Genomic DNA, 20,166 nt, shown 5'->3' with positions numbered 1-20,166 from the left:
CAGGGGAGACAGCGGCATGCTGAAATACGTGATCAAGCGCATCTTCTACATGATCCCGACACTCTTCGGACTGTCGCTGATCGCCTTCATGATCATCCAGCTTCCGCCGGGCGACTACATCACGTCGCTGATCGCCTCCATGCAGGATTCCGGCGCCAATGTTGATCCGCGCCAGGTCGAACGCCTGCGCGAGGTCTATGGCTTCAACGATCCGATCTGGGTGCAATATTTCAAGTGGATCGGGGGCATCCTGTTTCGCGGGGACTTCGGCTACTCTTTCGAGTGGAACCGCCCAGTGTCCGATCTGATCTGGGAACGGATGGGCTCGACCCTGGCCATCTCGCTTGCATCTTTGCTGTTCGTCTGGGCGGTCGCCCTTCCAATCGGCATCTACTCCGCCATGCGCCGGCACTCCGTCGGCGACTATGTCTTCACCTTCATCGGCTTCATCGGCCTGGCGGTGCCCAACTTCATCCTGGCCCTGACGCTGATGTATGTGAGCTACCGGTTCTTCGGCCAGAGCGTGGGCGGGCTCAATTCCCCGCAATATGTCGAAGCTCCCTGGAGCTGGGGCAAGTTCCTCGACCTGTTGAACCATCTCTGGATACCGATCATCGTGATCGGCACCTCGGGCACGGCGGCAATGATCCGCATATTGCGGGCCAATCTCACCGACGAACTGAACAAACCCTATGTCATTACCGCCAAGGCCAAGGGCCTGCCCGAATACAAGGTGGTGCTCAAATACCCGGTGCGCATTGCGCTCAACCCGTTCGTCTCGGCGATTGGCTGGGTGCTTCCCGAGCTCGTCTCCGGCGTCACCATCACCGCCATCGTGCTCAACCTGCCCACCGCTGGCCCCCTGCTGCTGCGCGCACTGATCAGCCAGGACATGTACCTCGCCGGCAGCTTCATCCTTCTGATGGGCGTGCTGACCTTGATCGGCATGCTGGTGTCGGACCTGCTGCTCGCCCTCCTCGATCCCAGAATTCGGTTCACCTGATGACAGTCCATACCTTCATCGACGAGCAGCCCGAGGCCGGGCCCGCCATCACCCCGCTGAAGCCGGCAGGCGGTCGTAAGGCCGATACCGGTTCGGCAGGGCAGTGGCAGCTGATCTGGTACAAGTTCTCGCGCAACAAGGTTGCGCTCGTATCCGGCTGGGTCATCCTGTTCTTCTTTTTCATCGGTATCTTCGCCGAGATACTGGCGCCCGCCGTACCTGACGCGTCCCGGCCGCAGTTCACCAACGCGCCGCCGCAGCAGCTGGGCTTCTTCGTTACCGGAGACGATGGGTCGACGCGCTTCCAGCTTCATGTCACCGGCTACACCATGGAAGTGGATCCGGCCTCGCTCCGCCGAACCTATGTAGCGGATCCCGAGCAGCATGTGCCTGTAGGACTGTTCGTTCGCGGGGCACCCTACAAGATGTGGGGGCTCTTCAATGCGGACCTGCACCTGCTTGGGCCGGTCAACCCCGGTGACACGATGTATCTGCTCGGTACTGACCGCCTGGGGCGGGACCTGCTGACGCGGCTGATCTACGGCACCCGCATTTCCATGTCGATCGGCGTGGTCGGCGTCTGTATCAGCCTGCTGCTCGGCGTCGTGCTTGGCGCCATTTCTGGCTTTTATGGCGGCGTGATCGACACGCTCACCCAGCGCGTGATCGAGGTGATTTCCTCGATGCCGACCATTCCCCTGTGGCTCGGGCTTGCCGCTGCCATTCCGCTGACCTGGTCGCCGCTGACGGTGTATTTCGTCATCACCCTGATTGTCTCGCTGTTCGGCTGGACCGGCCTGGCGCGAGAAGTGCGTGGGCGTTTCTTTGCGCTTCGGGGGGAGGACTTCGTCACGGCGGCAAAGCTCGACGGCTCGTCCGAGCGTCGGGTGATCTTCCGCCACATCCTGCCCTCGCTCACCAGCCACATCCTGGCGGTGGTGACCCTGGCCCTGCCCACCATGATCGTTGCGGAGACTGCGCTGAGCTTTCTCGGCATCGGGCTCAAGGCACCGATTGTTTCGTGGGGCGTGCTGCTGCAGGAGGCCCAGAACGTGCGCACCATCGCCAACGCGCCGTGGCAGCTCATCTGGCCCGCCGGCGCCGTGGTGATGACGGTGCTTGCCTACAATTTCCTCGGCGATGGCATGCGCGACGCCGCTGACCCTTATGAAAGCTGATCCGATGCAGGTAACGCAGGTTTCAGCTGCCCCCGACGCGAGCCAGACCGACGAGGATGTCGTGCTGAGCGTCGACAATCTCAGCCTCGATTTCCGGATGCGTAACGAGGTACTGCACGCCGCCCGCAATGTCAGCTTCAAGCTGCGGCGCGGCAAGACGCTGTGTCTCGTGGGCGAAAGCGGCTCCGGCAAGAGCGTGACCGCCCGGGCACTGATGCATATCATCGACCACAATGGCGCCATTTCGAGCGGCAGCATCACCCTGCGTGGCAAGGGCGAACCCGTCGATATCGCCAGGCTCGATGAGCGCAGCCGCGAATTGCTGGCCATTCGCGGCGGTCGCATCGGGTTGATCTTTCAGGAACCCATGAGCTCGCTGTCGCCGGTGCATACGATCGGCGCTCAGATCATCGAAGCGGTGCGCCTGCATACCAGCCTCGGCAAGGCCGAGGCGCGGGCACGCACCATCGAACTGCTGCGGCAGGTGGAAATCCCCAATCCCGAGCAGATGGTCGATCGCTACACTTTCGAATTTTCGGGGGGCATGCGCCAGCGGGCCATGATCGCCATGGCGCTGGCCGCAAACCCGGAAGTGCTGATCGCCGACGAGCCCACAACCGCTCTCGACGTCACCACCCAGGCGGAAATCCTCGACCTCATCAAGCGCCTGCAGGTCAGCCGCGGCATGGCCATGCTGCTGATCACGCACGATATGGGCGTGGTGGCGGAAGTGGCCGACGAGGTCGCGGTGATGCATTTCGGCCGTATCGTCGAGAGCGGCACGGTCGACGACATTTTTCACAACCCGCAACATGCCTACACACACCGTCTGCTCAACTCTACCGTCAAGCTCGAGCAGAACCGGCGGGCGGCGACCCGGGATGACAATGTCGCGGACCGACCGGTAGTGCTCTCCGCCCGCAACCTATCCAAGGTCTATGGCGCCATGACCTCCTGGTTCGGCGGCAGCAAGCACGCCCTCAAGGCGGTAGACGATGTCAGCTTCGATCTCCATTCCGGAGAGAACCTCGGTATCGTGGGCGAAAGCGGCTCCGGCAAGACCACGCTGGGCCGCATGCTGCTGCGCATCGTCGAGCCGACCTCCGGCCAGGTCCTATTCCGGCCCGGAGGCGATCAGGAAATGGACATCACCGCAATGTCCAAGCGGCGGATGCGCAGTTTCCATCGCGAGGTCCGGCTCATCTTCCAGGATCCGTTCGCGTCGCTGAACCCGCGCATGACCGTGCGCGACATCGTTGCCGATCCACTGGTGGTTGGGGGCAAGCTCAGCCGAATGGCCATGGATGACCGCGTCTGCGAGTTGCTTGAACTGGTCGGGCTCGACCCTGCCATGCGCGAACGCTACCCGCACGCTTTCTCGGGCGGGCAGCGCCAGCGCATCGGCATCGCCCGGGCCCTGGCGCTCGATCCCAAGATCATCATTGCCGACGAAGCCACCGCAGCCCTCGACGTCTCGATCCGGGCGCAGATCCTCGACCTGCTGCTCGAGATCCAGAAGCGGCTCGATCTGAGCTTCGTCTTCATTTCGCATGACATCTCGGTGGTTCGCTATTTCTGCGACCGGGTCGCCGTCATGCACCGTGGCAAGCTGGTGGAACTGGGGCCCGCCGAGCAGATCTGCACTGCGCCGCAGCAGGCTTACACCCAGAGCCTGATTTCGGCTGTTCCAAACCCTGACCCGCGCAACAAGCGCATGCTCCACCGCACCCGATTCACTGCCTGACCGGAGGAAAACGCCTCGTGCCGAAATTTGCCGCCAATCTATCGTTTCTCTACCAGGAGCTGCCGCTGATCGAGCGCATCGGCAAGGCAGCGGCCGACGGCTTCGGTGCCGTCGAATACGTGTCGCCGTATGAGCTGGACAAGGGTGTGATCGCCGATGCTCTGGCCGAGGCAGGCGTGGTGCAGGTCCTGTTCAATCTGCCCGCCGGCGACTGGGCGGCCGGCGAGCGCGGCATCGGCTGCCTGCCGGATCGCCTCGAGGAGTTCCGCCGTGGGGTGGATACTGCCATCGCTTACGCCAAGGCGCTCCGCTGCCCCACGGTGAACTGCCTTGCAGGGCTTGCTCCGACCGGCGCCGATGCGGCAGAACTGGACCGCACCCTCGCCAACAATCTCGCCTATGCTGCGCCGCGCCTGGCGGATGCTGGTATCGCGCTGGTCTTCGAGCCAATCAACCGGCGCGACATGCCGACCTACCACGTGTCGACCACCGAGCATGCCGAAACCATCATGGCCGTGGCGAGCGTCGACAACCTCAAGATCCAGTACGATTTCTATCACATGCAGATTTCCCAGGGGGACCTGGTGCCCACCTTCGAGCGCCTGTTCGACCGCATCGGCCATGTCCAAATTGCCGACAATCCGGGACGCAACGAACCCGGCACGGGGGAGATCAACTATGGCTTCATTTTCGCCGAACTCGACCGGCTCGGTTACGCCGGTTGGGTCGGCTGCGAATACAAGCCGAAAACCACAACGACTGCGGGGCTCGAGTGGATGGCCCCCTACCTGCGGAGGGCCTGAGCCATGAAGATCGGATTTATCGGACTGGGCGTGATGGGCCGCCCGATGGCTGGACACCTGCTGGCTGGCGACCACGAGCTATTCGTGCATCGGGTGAAGCCAGTCTCGCAACACCTTGTCGATGCTGGGGCCAAGGCGGTCGCCAGCGCCGGCGAAGCCGCCGCGGCGGCCGATGTGGTTATCCTCATGGTCCCCGACACACCCGACGTCGAGGCGGTGCTGTTCGGCGCGGGGGGCGTTGCCGATGGGATGCTCCCGGGCACGCTGGTGATCGACATGAGCTCGATTTCTCCTGTGGCCACCAAGGAGTTCGCGGCGCGGCTCGCGGAAAAGGGCGTGGACTACCTCGATGCGCCGGTTTCCGGCGGCGAGGTCGGGGCCATGAATGCTGCCCTGACCATCATGGTCGGCGGCAGCGAGGCAGCCTTCGAGCGTGCCCTGCCGCTTTTCCAACTGATGGGCAAGACCATTACCCATGTCGGTGGCGTCGGTGACGGGCAGACCGCCAAGGTCGCCAACCAGATCATCGTCGGCCTCACCATTGAGGCCGTCGCCGAAGCCATGCTGTTCGCCCGGCAGGCGGGGGCCGATCCTGCCAAGGTGCGGGAGGCGCTGATGGGTGGTTTCGCCTCCTCCCGCATACTCGAAGTGCACGGCGAACGGATGATCAAACGCACTTTCGATCCAGGCTTCCGCATCCGCCTTCACCGCAAGGACCTAGCGCTCGCGCTCGATGCTGCCAAGGCGCTGGAGGTCGCCCTCCCCAACACTGCGGCGACGGCACAACTGATGAATGCAGCTTTGGCGCTTGGGGATGGCGACAAGGACCATTCCGCCCTGATCCGCACGCTTGAAACCCTGGCCGGCGCAAGCGCCGACTAGCCCGACTTTTATATTGAGGCAGCCTTGGCGGCGTCTGTATGGCGCCGCACGGCTTCCCATTGCCGGAGAATACCGACATGCCGCTCGACAAGCTGCCGCAGACCCCGTTTGGCGCCGTCTATTTTCGCAAGTCCAACCCGCCGCGCGAGGATTGGGAGCGCGACTATGGCGTCGCTGCCGACGACGGGCTGAACGTCTTCCGGCACTGGTTCATGTGGTCGGCCATCGAACGCCGCCCCGGCGTCTACGACTGGGAGGATTATGACCGGCAGATGGACCTTGCTGCCAAGCACGACATCAAGACCATTATCGCAGAACTCACCCACACGGTGCCGGACTGGGCCTGGCGCAAATTCGCCCATGCCCGCCAGATCCGCGCCGATGGCCGTGAACTTGAGCCGATCATGGGTGTCAGCGCCGCCGTGGGTGGCTTCGCTCACAATGGCGGCGGTGCCGGCTCGCTGACCCTGAACTGCCCCGAGGTGAAAGAGGCCGCCGGCGCCTTCCTCACCGCTCTTGCAACCCGCTACAAGGGCCATCCGGCACTGCTCGGCTACGACGTCTGGAACGAGGTGAACTATTCCGCCGATGTCGACTATTCCGACTGGATGCAGGCTGATTTCCGCCGCTGGCTTCAGCAAAAATACGGGGACCTCGATAGCCTCGCCAGCGCCTGGTACCGCTACTCGTATGCCGAGTGGGACGACATCCGGGCTCCGCGTGAGGTTGCGGCCTATCCACAGAACCTGGATTGGCTCGAGTTCAAGCGCGACAACTACTACGGCCAGATGCAGTGGCGCATCGATACTATCCGTGCCATCGACCAGGACTGCATGATTGCCGCCCATGGCGTCGGCGGCGCCATCCCCAACATGGCCTCCCATGGCTCGGACGACTGGCTCGCTGCATCCAAGGTTGAGCTTTATGGCCTGACTTGGGTGCCCGGACGCCGCGGCTTCAAACCCTGGCAGAATTTTTTCGGCCCGGACCTCACCCGTGCCGCCGCCCGCGGCAAGAAGTGGTGGCACGCCGAGCGCCCCGGTGGTCCGCTGTGGATGCAGCCGCAGGTGCTCGGTCGCGACAAGGAGGATGCCCGCGTCATGGAGCCCGAGGACATTCGGCTCCTTACCATGACCTCCTTCGCCGCCGGCGCCACCGGCGTGCTCAACCTGCGCTATCGCCCGCTGCTCGACGGTCCGCTATTTGGCGCCTTCGGCTCCTATGGCATGGATGGCAGCCGCACGCCGCGTTCGGATATGGCGAGCACCCTCGCCAAATGGGCCAATGCAGTCGACCAGAAGGGCCTCTTTGAAGCCCGACCGGTCAAGGGCGATATCGGCCTGCTGGTGATCCCCGAGGCGCAGGCCTGGGACTATCTGCTCAATCACAAGCACTGCCCGGAAACCTACCGGCAGGCAATGTGGGGCGCCTATCGCGGCTTTTTCGACAACGGTATTCAGGCCGACTGGGTGCATATCGATGACATTGCCGGCTATGATACGCTCTACGCGCCATATCCCATCGCCATGACCGGCCGCACTGCCGAAGCGCTGCGGCGCTGGGTAGAGCAGGGGGGGGCCCTGATCTCGGAGGCTACGCCCGGCTATTTCGGCGATCGTGGCAAGGTCGGTACCGTCCAGCCCAACCACGGCCTCGACGTCGTCTTCGGTGTGCGCGAGGACGAGGTGGAGTTCATGCCCGATATCGGCGATCGCATTGCCTTCGACCTCCGGGGCAAGCCGGTCCGCGGCGGTGGCTTTCTGCAGTCCTACACGCCGCAGGGCGGCCGCGCTCTGGGCACCTTCAGCGACGGGCGGATCGCGGTCGTCGAGCATGACTTCGGCAATGGACGTACTCTGCTGGTCGGCTCGCATCCGGGAGTCGGCTATTTCACCCGCAGCGAGGCCAATAACCTTGGCTATTTCGCGGCTGTTCTCGATTGGGCCGGCCGCAAGCCGCGCGTTGCGCTTTCCGACAACCGTATTCAGGCGCGACTGCATGAGGGAGGCGATCGGCAGGTGCTGTGGCTGCTCAATCCGACGCGTGAAACCGCCAATGTCTCCGTTGCGGTCGATGGCAAGCCGATCGTCGTTACCAGCGTTTACTGGCCGGTCGGCCAAAAACCTGACAGCGACAGCTTCACCATAGCACCACGCGATGTTCTGGTCGTCGAGGTGAGCGATACATAACATCCACGGCCGCAACGTTAGGTTGTGTTATTCTGACGGAAGGACTAACAGCAGCCGCTAAAACGAGGAACTGAAATTGGCGCGCATCACTCTGGCCACCATCGCCGAGAAAACCGGGCTGTCGAAATTTGCCGTTTCGCGCGCCCTGTCGGGCAAGAGCGGGGTCAGTGAGAACACACGCCGACTGGTTCAGTCCGTCGCCGCCGAACTCGGCTATCTGCGGCCCGTGCAGGACAATACGCCGAACGTGCTCGGCATTGTCTTCCACGACACCGACCTCGTGAATTCCGAACTGCAGGTGCTGGTGCAGTCCGGTTTTCAGGCCGAGGCGGCGCGCCGGGGCTACCAGACCCGCATGATCTGGACGCATTTGCCAGAAGAGGTGGAGGCCTTTGCCCGCACTTGCGCCGGTATCTCCATGGTCGGACCGCATCTGAATGAAAGCAAGTACCGGATCAAGGAACTCGGCATTCCGCTCTCACTCAATGGCTGGATCGATCCGCTTGAGCGCTTCGACATGGTGCACGGTACCGACCATGAATCGGGCGCTGCGGTCGCCAATTATCTCATCGGCCTCGGCCACCGCCGCATCGCCTATGTTCAGGGCTCGGCCAACTACCGGGGGCGTATCGAGCGCCTTTATGGCCTGCGCGAGGTGATCGAACAGCACCCAGACGTGGAACTGCGCCAACTCACCTTCGACTCCGAGAAGATGTTCATGGGCCGCTTCCGGGAACTGCTGCACGAAGGCTTCGAGCCCACCGCCTTCTTTTGTGCCCATGACGGGCTCGCGCTCACCGCCATGTCGGAACTGATGGGTATGGGCTACAAGATCCCCCAGGATGCCACGGTGATCGGCTTCGGCGACTTTTCGGCCGCCACCCAGATCACCCCCAACCTCACCACGGTAAAAACCCAGGGGCACGAGATTGGTGCTGGCCTGGCCCGCGTGCTCGATGATCGCATCCACGAGCGCATCAACCCGAGCGTTCCGATCCGCATGATGTTCTGCGGCCACCTAATTGAGCGGCAGTCCTCCGGTGCCGGGCCTGGAGCAGTGAGGCCGGAGACCGCATAGCCAAGGTCCGCCAAGCTGCCGAAAGGGTTCAAGATTACAACGCCCCTTGGCACTTACAATCCAGATTGGGCTATCATCCGCCGGCATGACGCCGGTGAGGACGTGTATCTGGTAAGCGAGAGCAAAGGCGACCTGAACACACTGCGGGACGCCGAAAAGGCGCAAATTAAATGCGGGACCGCGCACTTCAAAGCTCTCGAAGTGCCATTTTTGACGGCCACGACGCTTGATCAGATATTAGGGACGGTGTGACACCTCAAGATGCTAGAGCTCCGGCTCAGAAGCCGGCGTCTTTTGATCACCTATGGCTCGGGCGTGCTCCGGATGCAGGGAGCGGATGGGTTGGCGGACAATCTCGCTTCCCTTCGCCCTGACAAGGGCAGTTCCGCCCGCCTTGCCCTGCCTAGAGGTGCCATAGTGGCGCTGCGTCCTGGTGCTGCGGTGCCCCAGAGCATTGGCGATTGCTACATCATCGAACGCTTCCGACGCTTTCAAATTAGACGCCAGAAGGTGCCTGAACGTATAGCTGCTTATGCCCTTGAGCCCCAGACGTTTAGTCGCTCTGACAATGGCCTTGTGCAGGGTGCGAACTTTCATCTGCACGCGCAGCCGCCCTCCAGCCTGAACCACCATGGACCAAAGCCGCTTTGCAACGGGTTCTTCGTTTGGTTCGAACCACAAGGACCTTGCGGCATGACCCGAGGTCGCGGTGACCTTCGCGCCCATAACATCAAATCTCATGAGCTGTTCAGAGTCAGCGATGATTTCGACGCCCTTTTCAATTTCGGCGGGACGCAGTCCGGCGACTGCCGTTACCAGGATCGCAGCAGCATCATTCAACCCAAGACTGTTTACTAATGTCTCCAGCCAACCCTTTGGAAGCGTATTCAGTCCCTTGCGCTTGCTCTTGCCCAAAGATGTTCGAGCGCCTTTAGGGGCTGTGAAGCTCCCGATGCTCTGAAGGTGCTCATACAATCTGACAGCTCGATCATAAGTGGACTTAGCAGCTTCTTCGTCTGTCAAACGCTGTTCGGCTGCAAGCGCAAGAGCCGCGTCGATCTGGTTTCGCAGAGCCCACTGGTAAGCGGCCCTGTGCTGGTAAAACTGGTGAGCGGGACACTCGTAAAGCGCCTCATCATACAACTGCCACGTCGCATTAATGATGCGTCGGTACGTATTGACGCTGCTAACCGCATAGTCGCGCTTGAAGGACTTGGCGGCTTTCATAACGAGAACAACTTGGTCCGGGGACGCGTGGGAACTGCTCATTTCTTCACCGTGGTTCGCTCGCGATGAGGCTAGGGCATCTGCATGAAATTCGGAAACGGGTGCCCCTGACTTTTAATGTAGGTGTTCTTTATGCGCCTGTTCCGCCGATTGCCGCCCCTCGCCCTCGCGGGCAGGGCGGCAAGGTCTTCGACCAATCGGCAGAACAGGCGGTGAATGCTTGGACTGGCCACCCCTCGACCGTTGGTCAGGGTGGCAGGCTCTCTTCGTTCACCAGTCCATGCATTCACAGCAGCAATCCGGAAGGTGGATCGCTGCTTGCTGGACATGGTATTTTGACCGCCCTTCGATCGATTCTCGATCAGGGCGGCAAGTTCGCTTTGCTCATCAAAACACCATATCCAGCCGTATTCTCGGCCCCCCTCCGGGGCGGTACCGAGAATACGGATTCGGAACACCCTACTTAAGGATGGTTAGGGCACCTTTGTTGAAGCGAGAAGACCTAATCGGAACCACCGAAACTTGGCAAGATCGGGCGTCAAAGCGCTCAACATGGTCGGCCTTGTCCTGGACGATGCCCTCCCTCTTGAACGCAGCAGGGGATCCAACGATGTTGGAGTCGCGGTATCCGCCATATCGCTCAGACGTCCCGCGGGCCGGAACATCAACTGTCGGCTGACGGACAGCAATGTCGCGTCGGCTTGAGATTGTGTACCAATTGGGCTGCCCGCTAGACGTCTCGTCGCTCGCTTATAGTGCGCAAGTACTCTGGGATGCTCGCATAAATGGACTCGCAGGCTTGCATCACAGCGGGCAGCTTCGGGTTGCAGACTGTCCAATTTCAGTCGGCCATTCGGTGCCGAATTGGGGAACGCCGACATTCAATCGAAGAGGCGGACCTGATGATCGGACAGAACAATTTTTCGATCATGTTCGCCCGCGCCATTCGCGCAGCGACACCGGACAATCAGCCGGCGACAGCTAAGAAGGGCAGGGGGGCCGGCACACCGACCCCATCAGGGCAGCAGATCGCGCGGATGGAGCGCGAACTGGCCGCGCTGCAGACGCAGGTCAAATCTGCCTAAGAAACCTATGGAGCCGACAATCTGCATCTGGCGGTGGCGCGCAGCAATGTCGCCAAGCTTCTGGCCAATGGCCGGATGGCACGTTCGGTCGAGGATGCTGATGCGCGAGTTCGAGCACGGAGTCATCAGGGGTGTCATCGTCCGTATGGGCAAGTCAATTCGTGACATCGACATGCAGGCAGCTGTTACCCGACCGGAGTGGGAGCATTCAGCGTACCTCAGCGACGAGTTGACCAAGGCGGCGGTTGCACATCCGACCGCGCTAAACCGGTTGTCGATCGAGGAGTTCGACCTTCTTGCGCGTCATGGATTCGAATGCTCAGATGCCACTCTTGCCGCACATGCCGGGCCTGAATTCGACGACCGTCGGACGTGGCCATCGTCGTTGCGATAGGGACTCGCTTTCGCACTCACCGCTTCAAAAGATGGCGTACGGCTTTCGATTTCTCACATGTGCTGGCGCCGCGTCAGCTATCGGCACCCACGTGCTAAAAGCCCACGGACCGCTCTCGGCCCCAATTCAGACTTGGGACTTCTTGTGTTTTCGGCCGCCAAGGTCGTCTGCCTCTCCCTTCCTCATAATGCCGCTTGAAGGGATCTGGTCCGCTAGTGCTAGACCAGAGAGATGATGCGGCGCCGTTTGCGCTGTCGCGCACATTTTGAGAATGGGGCCCGGAGGCCGACTTGACTCCGGATTTGTCCACAGGCGCCTTCGGCGCTTGCCCCAGCTTCGATGGAAGCTGGGGTTGGGGAGTGTGGGCGGACCTCTCCGGCGTCAACCTCTGGCTCGATCTTCTTGTTTTTGACTGGTGGCTGCCGGAACGGCATCTTTGAAGGGATCTCCGATCCCTTCCGTCGTTGATAAGGCCGGCTTGCCGGCCGCACCGGGTCGGTTACCCTGAGACCCATTGGTCGAACGGAGTAACCGAGCCGTTCTGCTTCGGGCTCTCGGAGGAGCCAGAAGCAGAACAATTGCGGTGTTAGGGTTAGAGGAGAAATTACGGCAGGCGCTGATGCGGCGCCATGCCGTTGGGGGCTTTGGCCAGCAGCCAAAAAGCAAGCCACGGATGCAGGGCCGAGATCATGTGGCGGTGATAGGCGTGCATCGGGTGCAGCTTGCCACCTGACGCCTTGAGCCTCGTCATCTTGGTGCGCAGCTCGGGAGTGAGCACGGCAGCAACTGCCGACACGGCATCGGCAACATGTTCGATGAGCGGGACCCAGTGCTTGCCGATGCGACCTGCAACGATCGCCGCAGCACAGGCCGCCACCACCTTGCCGGCCACTTCCTTATCGTGGCCGGTCGCGTTGTTCAGCCGCTCGACCGCCTGCAGCCAGCGCAGCACGCGCGGCAGCTCGTCCTGGATCGACTGCCGCAGTTCGCGCGCACCGACAAGCTTGGCCAGCGCACTCCATTCCGCTGCCACGAGGGTGAGGTCTGCCCCGGACGCGACGGTGCTGGCGATCGTCTCCGTGAGCCCGGGCGCCTTGGCCTGCAGCTTTTCCGCCAGTGCCGCAGCATAGGCCCGCTGGCCCTCGGCGTGCCGCTGCCCGTCTGGCATGAAGATGACATCCGGTCCAACCATGCGGCTGCGCCAGCGATTGTACACCGCAAACGGGTGCTGGATGCAGGGCTCAAGCGAGAGCTCGCGCAGGTGCAAGACGCTGGTCTCTTCCGAGCGTTCATAGCTCGCCGCATCGACCGCGAGTATGCGCCCACCAGCCGCAAGGTACAGGTCGCGAAAGCTCTGGTTGTTCAGCAAGCTCAGCTCATGGGCGCTGGTCACCCACACCAGGGTGATCCCGGCCGCCCGGTATGCAGCGGTGCGCTCTGTGAAGGTGGTGAGCGACATGCGCGCGAGCTGCAGCTCAATGGCGATGGGCTTGCCCTTGTAGGTGGTGAAGACATCCGGCTTGCGGTGCCCGTCACCAATCTTGATAAAGTGCTTGTCGACGAGCGGCTCGGAAAAATCCGGATCGCAGCGAATGCTGTCGGCAAGGCAGTGCTTGAGCCGCCAATGGGGCTCACCTTCCTGCAAGCCGCCGAACTGGCCTGCGCCGGTATCGCGCATGACGTCAGGCGTCCGCCAGTCGCAGTCAGCGGGCGTGCCACCATGGTGCTTGAAGTGAGCACCGCGACCATCTCCGCTCGAGGTCGTGTGGCTAACAGCCAGGTAGACCGGGCTGTTGCAGTGGGCACAACGGAACAGAATGTTGCCCTTGCCACGCCCTTGAGCAATGGCCCGCCGCACCGCAGTGAGATCGACTGCGGTCATCCCATCCAGCAGAGCATCGACCGGCATGATCACCGGCTCGGCGCCACGGGCGTCGATAACCTTCTTGATGGCACGGCGGGTTTTGCGGTTACCAACGGCAGGGGGAAGGGAGCCGCCGCGCGTCGCAACGGCACTGCCATTCTGGGCAACAGCGGGAAGGTTGGGAGTGTTCTGGAGGGTGGTCATAATGAAAGCCTTTCGATTTTTTGATTTTTTCAAGAAATGGGGTTCAGTGGAGACGCGGACGGCGCAGGGTGGCCTCTGCGGCATCGAGCGCCTTGTTGAGCTTGCGCAGGCTCTTGATCTGGCCCCTTGCACAAGCGCGGGTCAGATGAGCTATGAGTTCGGGCTCAAGGTGACGGCGAAGAACCTCGGCCTCGGCAACCACGGCCAGATCCCTGGGCGTCAGCGGCGGGATCTGGATGACCTTGCAGCGGTCCCGAACGGTTTTGGGCACCTTGTCGATGTCGTTCGCGAGCAAGATCCAGTTCAAAAACCGCAGGTCGAGATCGATCTGCAGGAAGTGCTCACGCACCCGTCCAGCGGTTGAAGGCTCAAGGAATGGCAGCAGGGACTCTGCCGGGTTCTCCCGGGCACCGCGGCTCATGTCGGCGAGCTTGTCGATCTCGTCGAAGGCCGCAATGGGATTGCCGACCCCGTGCTGGATCATTCCTTGAAAGATCGCGCTGGGCCGGGATGACCTGAAGACCGAGTCACCACCCGTCAAATCGACGGTGGTCATCATCGTTGACCCGTCCAGGTGGATGATCGGCAGCCCAGTGGCTTCAGCCAACAGCCGAACGATGGTGGTCTTGCCCATGCCCGGAGGCGAGATGACCAGCAACGGCCGAAAGTGGAAGTAGTTAGCGCCGCGCATCAGCGCCAGATGAGAGCTGTCGCGCAGCGCCTGCAGGAACGATGCGAAGGCTGGTGCACGGGCAAAAAGCGCACTGATGACCTCGTCGATGGCGTGCTCGGTTGCCGGGCCGATCAGCTTGAGCGGGGCGTCTGCGTCAAGCCTGAGCCGAGCCCTCTGCTGGTGCTCAGCATCGCGACCAACAGCTTCGCCGACGCCGTCCTTGGTCAGCGGGTCAGTGATAGGTCACTGGGCCCGTCGGCAGGAGCACCGTCCTGGGCTTGCCCATCTGGACGGTGCTGATGGCACGATCCTGCCGGTCGACGTCGTCAGGGGGGAGGCCATCGGGGTGAAACCACCGCCATGGATTTATGGACTCCTCGTCGCCCTGGTCGGCCAGAGCAGAGGGATGCAAGTCCTCCTGCTCGTAATCGGTGAGCGCGTTGGCAAGATCGAGCGGGTCGAAGTCATCGTCGCCGTGAGGACGCGGCCGGAACAGGGAGGCGGGCTTCGGTGCGGCGTCCGTGTCATCACTGGAAGCGTCACCGGCCGCCTTTTCGGAGCCGCCGCATAGCATTTTTTGATTTTTTGCAATTTTCGTCATGTTGACCATCATCAGGACGAGCCAAGCCGTGGCGTCCAAAGACGCGGGGAGCAGGGCTCGAAAGGAAACTGGATACGCAGCAGCGCTGCCTCAGGCGATCCGCCCGAGATCAATCAGCAATGATGCGCGAGGAAATGGAGCGGCTAAGCGCGCGCCGATACCAGCCAGGCGCTGTGCATTGCACAGGCGCCAGGCCATCCAGTCGTCCAATGGTCGCAATGATCGGGAAGAGAAGGGTTGCTGCGAATCTTGTCGCAGCCGTAAATACGGTCAGCCATGTGAGGCTTCTCCTGTGAACGCAGGTTGATGATCACCTGGTCAGGGCGTCGGAGTTGTTTGCCGCAACTCCGGCGACCGCCTACTGGTGGCCATGAGTCCGGGTGGACTCGACACTTAGCGTGACATCCTTGCCGAGAATGTCACGCGCGTTTGTCGCAAATAGTTAACTCAGGATTTCAGCTTTGTTTCGAAATATTTCGAAATGACCGATGATGAGGCAATGGCCATCTTTCTGGCCCTTGGTGACAAAAGACGTTTCGAAATATTTCGAAAGGTTCGTGCCGAAGGTGGGATGAGCGCGACGGATCTTTCCCTCGGAAAGGCTGCTTCGACAATCTCCCATCACCTCGCAAAGCTGGAGAAAGCTGGCGTCCTTAAGGCAAAGCGCAGTGGGAAGACCAAGCGCTATTCAGTTGACGCCGCCAAATTGCACGCGTTCTCAGAATGGGTCTCGGCAAGTGCCACTGACGCCGAGTTCAGCGGGTTTGATCAGGTATTGCTCACCATTGGCTAATCTTGCTTCATTTGCCGCCGGGGCGGGACGATCTTCCGAACGGTCGAGGCCTGATAAGCCGCGTCTGTCAGATCTGGAAGCCTGCGCATCGCCTCGAGCATCACGTCGAGCGGCGTAGGATCCTTATAGACCCGATCGGTCGTGCCAATGTTTTCGTGGCCGACGATATCCTGAATCACCTTGTCTTTTATGTCTTGGAAGGTGGCAAGCTTGGTGCAGATGTAGTGCCTGAAGCTGTGGAAGGTCTTGTTCTTATCCTTCTCCACACGGTGCTCGCCCAAGGTCATCACAAGAGCCTCCGTAAATTTCCGACTAATGCGAGCCCCCCATGGCGTCTCCGTTCCCGGATTCGGCCGAAGTTCAGGAAACAGTAGAATTGGCCGGGCGTGAAGAAGGCGGGATCAACAGGCATGCAAAGTTCTCTTCAATTGGAATTATGCAGGTTCGGCTCCTTGGCCTGCGAGCACGCAGGTTGCGGCGATAAGTGTGGGAGGCTTGGGCGCGGTAAGCAGCGACGCGGGCCGGTCGATCCCGCAGGCAATGACTTTTCAGTCGTCGAGCAGACGCTATAGGGTGGCGATCACCGGCTAGCGCAATGTCGGATCCATCCGATCTCGCAACCAGTCGCCAATCGTTGATACAGAGACGGTTGTCATGATGATGATCAGCGATGGGGACAGCAATATCCATGGTGCTGACTGGATGTATTCGCGGCCATAACCGACCATGTTGCCCAGGCTGGTTTCGGGCGGCTGCACCCCGATTCCAAGGAAGGACAGGCTCGATTCGAGCAGGATAACGCCAGGAATGTTGAGCGTCATCGCCACCACAATAGTCGCGGCAATATTGGGCAAGATATGGACCAGATAGACCCGTCCCGGCGCACAGCCGATGTCGCGCGCCGCCGCTGCATAGCCCTGGGCATTGGCCGATATCGCTAGGCCGCGCGAGATGCGGGCCACCCCCTCCCAGCCGCTGAATCCCAGCAGCAGCACGAAAACGAGCAAGGAGTCGCCCACAAAAGCCAGTACCGCAATGGCGATAATAAGGAAGGGCAAAGCCAGCTGGGTATCGACCATGATCTGGATGAGTTGGTCGACCCAGCCGCGGAAATAGGCGGCCAAAAACCCCAGGGCGACGCCAATCGTCGTGGACAGAACGGTAGCGCAGATGGCTATCGTCATCGAGATGCGGATTGAGTACATGACGCGTGAGAGCACATCGCGCCCCAGTTGGTCAGTACCCATCGGGTGGGTCCAGTCGCCGCTAATGAAGGCAGGTGGCAGCAGGCGCGCTTTGACATTGACACTCTTGAAATCGAATGGGGCCAGATAGTTGGCAAAGACGGCGATGAGCAGCATTGCCGCCATCCACCCCAGCGCCAGCAGAACAACGGGAGGGCAATCCCTGAAGAACTGGCGGATACCGCTACCCCTGGTATGCGCGGCACCGATAGCGGTCGGTGAGATCTGGCTGATTTCAGACATCGTGAACTTCCCTTACTGGCCGGTGTGGCGCGGATCGCGCATGCGCGGGTCGATAAGTCCGTAAAGCAGGTCGACGAACAGATTTGAGATCACCATGGTCAAGCCGATCATCAGCAGAATGGTCTGAACCACCGCCAGATCGCGCGATGACACCGAGTCGATGAGCAGACGCCCGACGCCCGGCCAGGAGAAAACGCTCTCGACAACGACCGCGCCGCCGATCAGCCCGCCCAGCATGAGGCCGAAGATGGTAATGATCGATATCGCGGCATTGGGCAGGACATGGCGCAGGATGACCAGGTGGGACTTCAGCCCCTTGGCGCTGGCCGCCCGAACAAAGGGCTGGCCAAGAACCTCAAGCATCGCCGAGCGGGTGTAGCGGGCAATAACCGCCGAGCCTGCAATGGTCATGGTGGCGACGGGGAGGATCATGTGGCGCAATTCGGTATAACCGCCCGATGGCAGCCACCGCAATTGCACCGCAAAGATCATTGCCAGCACCAGCCCGATGACAAAGGTCGGCACGGTAATGCCTAGTACCGATATCATCATCAGGCCGCGATCGATGAAGGAGTTGCGGTGCAGCGCCGCGAAAATGCCAATGGTCACCCCGATCAGCACTTTGAGAAACAGCACCGGGACTGCCAGTTGCAGCGTCAGGGGCAGGCGCGCCAGCACCGTCACCAGTGCCGGACGGCTCTCGCGCATTGAATTGCCCAGATCGCCGGTCAGGACCGAGCCGATATAGTTGATGAACTGTTGCCACAATGGCTTGTCCAGCCCCCATTCGATGCGAAACGCGGCGATCACCTCGGGCGGCGTCGTCGCGACGTCGTAGAAGCGTGCGACCGGATCGCCGGCAACGCGGAGAATGACGAAGGCAAAGGTGACGATGATGAACAAGGTCGCCAGGGCCCGGAGCAGCCGGGATAAGATAAACAAGAGCATGTCAGGCCACCGCAGCGTGCTGGATCGGGTTGACGAGATGGCAGGCAGCGGTGTGCCCGTTGAGGTCGACGAGGTCCGGTGCCAGCGTCCGGCAAATCGCGGTCGCCTCCCGGCACCGCGTATGGAACGGGCAGCCACGCGGCACATCCAGCGGGCTGGGTAGTTCCCCCGTCAGCACGATCCGACTGGCGCGGTCGCGATGGCGGTTGGGAACGGCTGACACCAGCGCTTTGGTATAGGGGTGCCGAGGACGGTGAAACACCTCGTCGGGCAGGCCCATTTCCACGATCTTGCCCAGATACATGACGGCAACACGGTCGGACACCTGGCGGACGACCTTGAGGTCGTGGCTGATGAACACCGAGGTAAAGCCGGTGCGCTCGCGAATATCCTGAAACAGATTGAGCACCTGCGCCTGTACCGACACGTCGAGCGCGGAAACAGGTTCGTCGCAGACGATCAGTTCAGGCTGGATCGCCAGCGTGCGGGCGATGACGGCGCGCTGCCGCTGACCGCCGGAAAGCTGGTGCGGATAAAGATCGTGGTGGTGGGACGTCAACCCGACATCGCCCATGATGGTGGCGACGCGACTCTCGCGCTCCGCCCTGCTCATCTCGGGATGGTGGACGATGAACGGCTCCCCGATCTGGTAACCGATGGTCAGGCGCCGGTCCAGCGCGCTCATCGGATCCTGGTAGATCATTTGCATCAACCGGCGCTGCTGGCGCCATTGCACATCCTTGCGCGCGGAAATCCGTTCATCGCCAAACCAGACCTCGCCCGAACTGGCCGGCAGTAGGCCGAGCAGGAGCTTGGCGGTCGTCGACTTGCCGCAACCCGACTCGCCCACGATGCCGAGCGTTTCCCCCGGAGCCACAGAGAAGGACACCCCGTCGACGGCTTTGAGGACACGCTTGGCCCCGAATAGCGCACCCGGTTCGCGGGTGAGATAATGCCGCTTGAGATTGCGCGCCTGTAGCGTGCGGCTCATATCGCCGCCTCCAACTGGCGCGCGGGCCGAGCCGCCTGGCGAGGCGGCGCCGGATTGAAGAAGCAGGCCGAGCTATGGCGCGTCTGCGCGGCCACGCGCTCGAGCGGGGGAACGACCTGCTGGCAGCGGGCCTGGGCTTGTGGACATCTTGGCCCGAAAGCACAGCCCACCGGCATGGATTTGGGGGACGGCACGGTGCCGGGGACCGGCCTGAGCCGCTCGATGGGACCGTTAAGATCGGGCAGGGCCGCGATCAGGCCTCGGGTGTAGGGGTGAGCGGGGCGGTCGAACAGGGTGGCGGTGGGGCTGTCCTCAACGATGCGCCCGGCATACATGACCAGTACGCGCTCGGTCATTTCCGACACCATCTCCAGGTCGTGCGAGATCAGGACCAGTCCCATATTCTCTTCCCGGCGCAAATCGTCGAGCAGTCCAAGAATTTGGGCCTGGATGGTGGCGTCGAGCGCCGTGGTTGGTTCGTCAGCCACCAGCATTTCGGGTTTGCCAGCCAGGGCCATGGCGATCATCACGCGCTGGTTCATACCGCCAGAAAGCTCATGGGGATAGGCATTCAGACGCGACTGGGCGTTCGAGATGCCTACCCGATCCAGCAGGCGGGCTGCCTCGGCCCGAGCCGCTGCGCCGCGCATATTCTGATGCAGTGCCAGCGCTTCGCGCAGTTGGGCGCCAACGCGCAGCAGTGGATTGAGGGAACTGGAAGGGTCCTGAAAGATCATGGCGATCCTGCTGCCGCGCACACCGGACAGGACGTCGTCGTCCGCCCCGATCAGTTCCTGCCCGGCCAGCCGAACCGAACCGCCAGTACGGGCCCGACTGCCGAGCAGGCCGAGCGCGGCAAGCCAGGTAATCGACTTGCCGCACCCCGATTCACCGACAACGCCAAGGGCTTCGCCGCGCTCGACGGTGAACGAAACGCCATGCAGGGCGCGGATGAAACCGGCACGGTCCTCGAAATCAACGGTTAGGTCTTGGATGGCAATCAGCGGTGTCCGGTCGGGCAT

General features: G+C 61.7%; 20 protein-coding genes. 11 read left to right on the top strand and 9 right to left on the bottom strand.

Annotated features, from left to right (window positions below; translation table 11 throughout):
* The first annotated feature begins 16 nt into the window (after window positions 1-16).
* The 8 genes from ACX3OZ_RS16525 to ACX3OZ_RS16490 all read left to right on the top strand — a co-directional run bounded on the left by ACX3OZ_RS16525 (window position 17) and on the right by ACX3OZ_RS16490 (window position 9,129).
* Window positions 17-1,003, top strand: a complete 987-nt coding sequence (locus ACX3OZ_RS16525) for an ABC transporter permease (protein WP_459104944.1) — start codon at window positions 17-19, stop codon at window positions 1,001-1,003.
* On the top strand, window positions 1,003-2,181 hold the full coding sequence (locus tag ACX3OZ_RS16520) for an ABC transporter permease (RefSeq protein WP_459104943.1): 1,179 nt from the start codon (window positions 1,003-1,005) through the stop codon (window positions 2,179-2,181). The genes ACX3OZ_RS16525 and ACX3OZ_RS16520 overlap by 1 nt, the downstream gene beginning before the upstream one ends.
* Before the next feature lie 4 nt (window positions 2,182-2,185).
* Window positions 2,186-3,925, top strand: coding sequence for an ABC transporter ATP-binding protein (locus ACX3OZ_RS16515; protein WP_459104984.1), 1,740 nt, complete (start codon window positions 2,186-2,188; stop codon window positions 3,923-3,925).
* A gap of 17 nt (window positions 3,926-3,942) precedes the next feature.
* Window positions 3,943-4,728, top strand: a complete 786-nt coding sequence (hyi, locus tag ACX3OZ_RS16510) for a hydroxypyruvate isomerase (RefSeq protein WP_459104942.1) — start codon at window positions 3,943-3,945, stop codon at window positions 4,726-4,728.
* 3 nt (window positions 4,729-4,731) lie between these two features.
* Window positions 4,732-5,610 carry a 2-hydroxy-3-oxopropionate reductase gene (locus tag ACX3OZ_RS16505; protein ID WP_459104941.1) on the top strand — a complete coding sequence of 293 codons (879 nt, stop codon included), beginning with the start codon at window positions 4,732-4,734 and terminating at the stop codon, window positions 5,608-5,610.
* A gap of 77 nt (window positions 5,611-5,687) precedes the next feature.
* The gene (locus tag ACX3OZ_RS16500; protein ID WP_459104940.1) at window positions 5,688-7,799 is read left to right on the top strand and encodes a beta-galactosidase; all 2,112 of its coding nucleotides are present in this window, start codon (window positions 5,688-5,690) and stop codon (window positions 7,797-7,799) included.
* 76 nt (window positions 7,800-7,875) lie between these two features.
* Window positions 7,876-8,877, top strand: a complete 1,002-nt coding sequence (locus ACX3OZ_RS16495) for a LacI family DNA-binding transcriptional regulator (protein ID WP_459104939.1) — start codon at window positions 7,876-7,878, stop codon at window positions 8,875-8,877.
* A 15-nt stretch (window positions 8,878-8,892) separates the two neighbouring features.
* Window positions 8,893-9,129: a restriction endonuclease gene (locus ACX3OZ_RS16490; RefSeq protein WP_459104983.1), complete on the top strand. Its 237-nt coding sequence runs from the start codon at window positions 8,893-8,895 to the stop codon at window positions 9,127-9,129.
* A gap of 12 nt (window positions 9,130-9,141) precedes the next feature.
* Here the strand turns inward: ACX3OZ_RS16490 and ACX3OZ_RS16485 are convergent, their stop codons facing one another.
* Entirely contained in the window at window positions 9,142-10,104 is a 963-nt protein-coding gene (locus tag ACX3OZ_RS16485; protein WP_459104938.1) for a tyrosine-type recombinase/integrase, read from the bottom strand.
* A gap of 902 nt (window positions 10,105-11,006) precedes the next feature.
* Between ACX3OZ_RS16485 and ACX3OZ_RS16480 the strand changes: the two genes are divergently transcribed.
* Together ACX3OZ_RS16480 and ACX3OZ_RS16475 are read left to right on the top strand one after the other, a co-directional pair.
* Window positions 11,007-11,189 carry a hypothetical protein gene (locus tag ACX3OZ_RS16480; protein WP_459104937.1) on the top strand — a complete coding sequence of 61 codons (183 nt, stop codon included), beginning with the start codon at window positions 11,007-11,009 and terminating at the stop codon, window positions 11,187-11,189.
* Between the two features lie 100 nt (window positions 11,190-11,289).
* Window positions 11,290-11,583 carry a hypothetical protein gene (locus ACX3OZ_RS16475; protein WP_459104936.1) on the top strand — a complete coding sequence of 98 codons (294 nt, stop codon included), beginning with the start codon at window positions 11,290-11,292 and terminating at the stop codon, window positions 11,581-11,583.
* A gap of 604 nt (window positions 11,584-12,187) precedes the next feature.
* Here ACX3OZ_RS16475 and ACX3OZ_RS16470 read toward each other — a convergent pair.
* The 3 genes from ACX3OZ_RS16470 to ACX3OZ_RS16460 form a co-directional block, all read right to left on the bottom strand.
* The gene (locus tag ACX3OZ_RS16470; protein WP_459104935.1) at window positions 12,188-13,651 is read right to left on the bottom strand and encodes a competence protein CoiA family protein; all 1,464 of its coding nucleotides are present in this window, start codon (window positions 13,649-13,651) and stop codon (window positions 12,188-12,190) included.
* 43 nt (window positions 13,652-13,694) lie between these two features.
* Window positions 13,695-14,342, bottom strand: a complete 648-nt coding sequence (locus tag ACX3OZ_RS16465; protein ID WP_459104934.1) for an AAA family ATPase — start codon at window positions 14,340-14,342, stop codon at window positions 13,695-13,697.
* Between the two features lie 214 nt (window positions 14,343-14,556).
* Window positions 14,557-14,925: a hypothetical protein gene (locus ACX3OZ_RS16460; protein WP_459104933.1), complete on the bottom strand. Its 369-nt coding sequence runs from the start codon at window positions 14,923-14,925 to the stop codon at window positions 14,557-14,559.
* Between the two features lie 481 nt (window positions 14,926-15,406).
* Here ACX3OZ_RS16460 and ACX3OZ_RS16455 point away from each other — a divergent pair, with 481 nt between their 5' ends.
* Window positions 15,407-15,718 carry an ArsR/SmtB family transcription factor gene (locus ACX3OZ_RS16455; RefSeq protein WP_459104932.1) on the top strand — a complete coding sequence of 104 codons (312 nt, stop codon included), beginning with the start codon at window positions 15,407-15,409 and terminating at the stop codon, window positions 15,716-15,718.
* On the opposite strand, the gene ACX3OZ_RS16450 is transcribed toward ACX3OZ_RS16455, so the two are convergent.
* From ACX3OZ_RS16450 to ACX3OZ_RS16430, 5 genes are all read right to left on the bottom strand, one after another.
* Window positions 15,715-16,035 (bottom strand): tyrosine-type recombinase/integrase, encoded by a 321-nt coding sequence (locus ACX3OZ_RS16450; RefSeq protein WP_459104982.1) that lies wholly within the window; start codon window positions 16,033-16,035, stop codon window positions 15,715-15,717. The genes ACX3OZ_RS16455 and ACX3OZ_RS16450 overlap by 4 nt on opposite strands.
* A gap of 270 nt (window positions 16,036-16,305) precedes the next feature.
* Entirely contained in the window at window positions 16,306-17,205 is a 900-nt protein-coding gene (locus ACX3OZ_RS16445; protein WP_459104931.1) for an ABC transporter permease, read from the bottom strand.
* Window positions 17,206-17,217: 12 nt separating this feature from the next.
* Entirely contained in the window at window positions 17,218-18,153 is a 936-nt protein-coding gene (locus ACX3OZ_RS16440; RefSeq protein ID WP_459104930.1) for an ABC transporter permease, read from the bottom strand.
* 1 nt (window position 18,154) lies between these two features.
* Window positions 18,155-19,144, bottom strand: a complete 990-nt coding sequence (locus tag ACX3OZ_RS16435; RefSeq protein ID WP_459104929.1) for an ABC transporter ATP-binding protein — start codon at window positions 19,142-19,144, stop codon at window positions 18,155-18,157.
* Window positions 19,141-20,166 (bottom strand): ABC transporter ATP-binding protein, encoded by a 1,026-nt coding sequence (locus tag ACX3OZ_RS16430; protein ID WP_459104928.1) that lies wholly within the window; start codon window positions 20,164-20,166, stop codon window positions 19,141-19,143. Before ACX3OZ_RS16430 ends, ACX3OZ_RS16435 begins: the two co-directional genes overlap by 4 nt.

The sequence above is a fragment of the Devosia sp. A369 genome (assembly GCF_054489345.1).
Note: the sequence above shows the minus strand (reverse complement) of the source record. Positions and strands in the feature narration are given on the sequence as shown.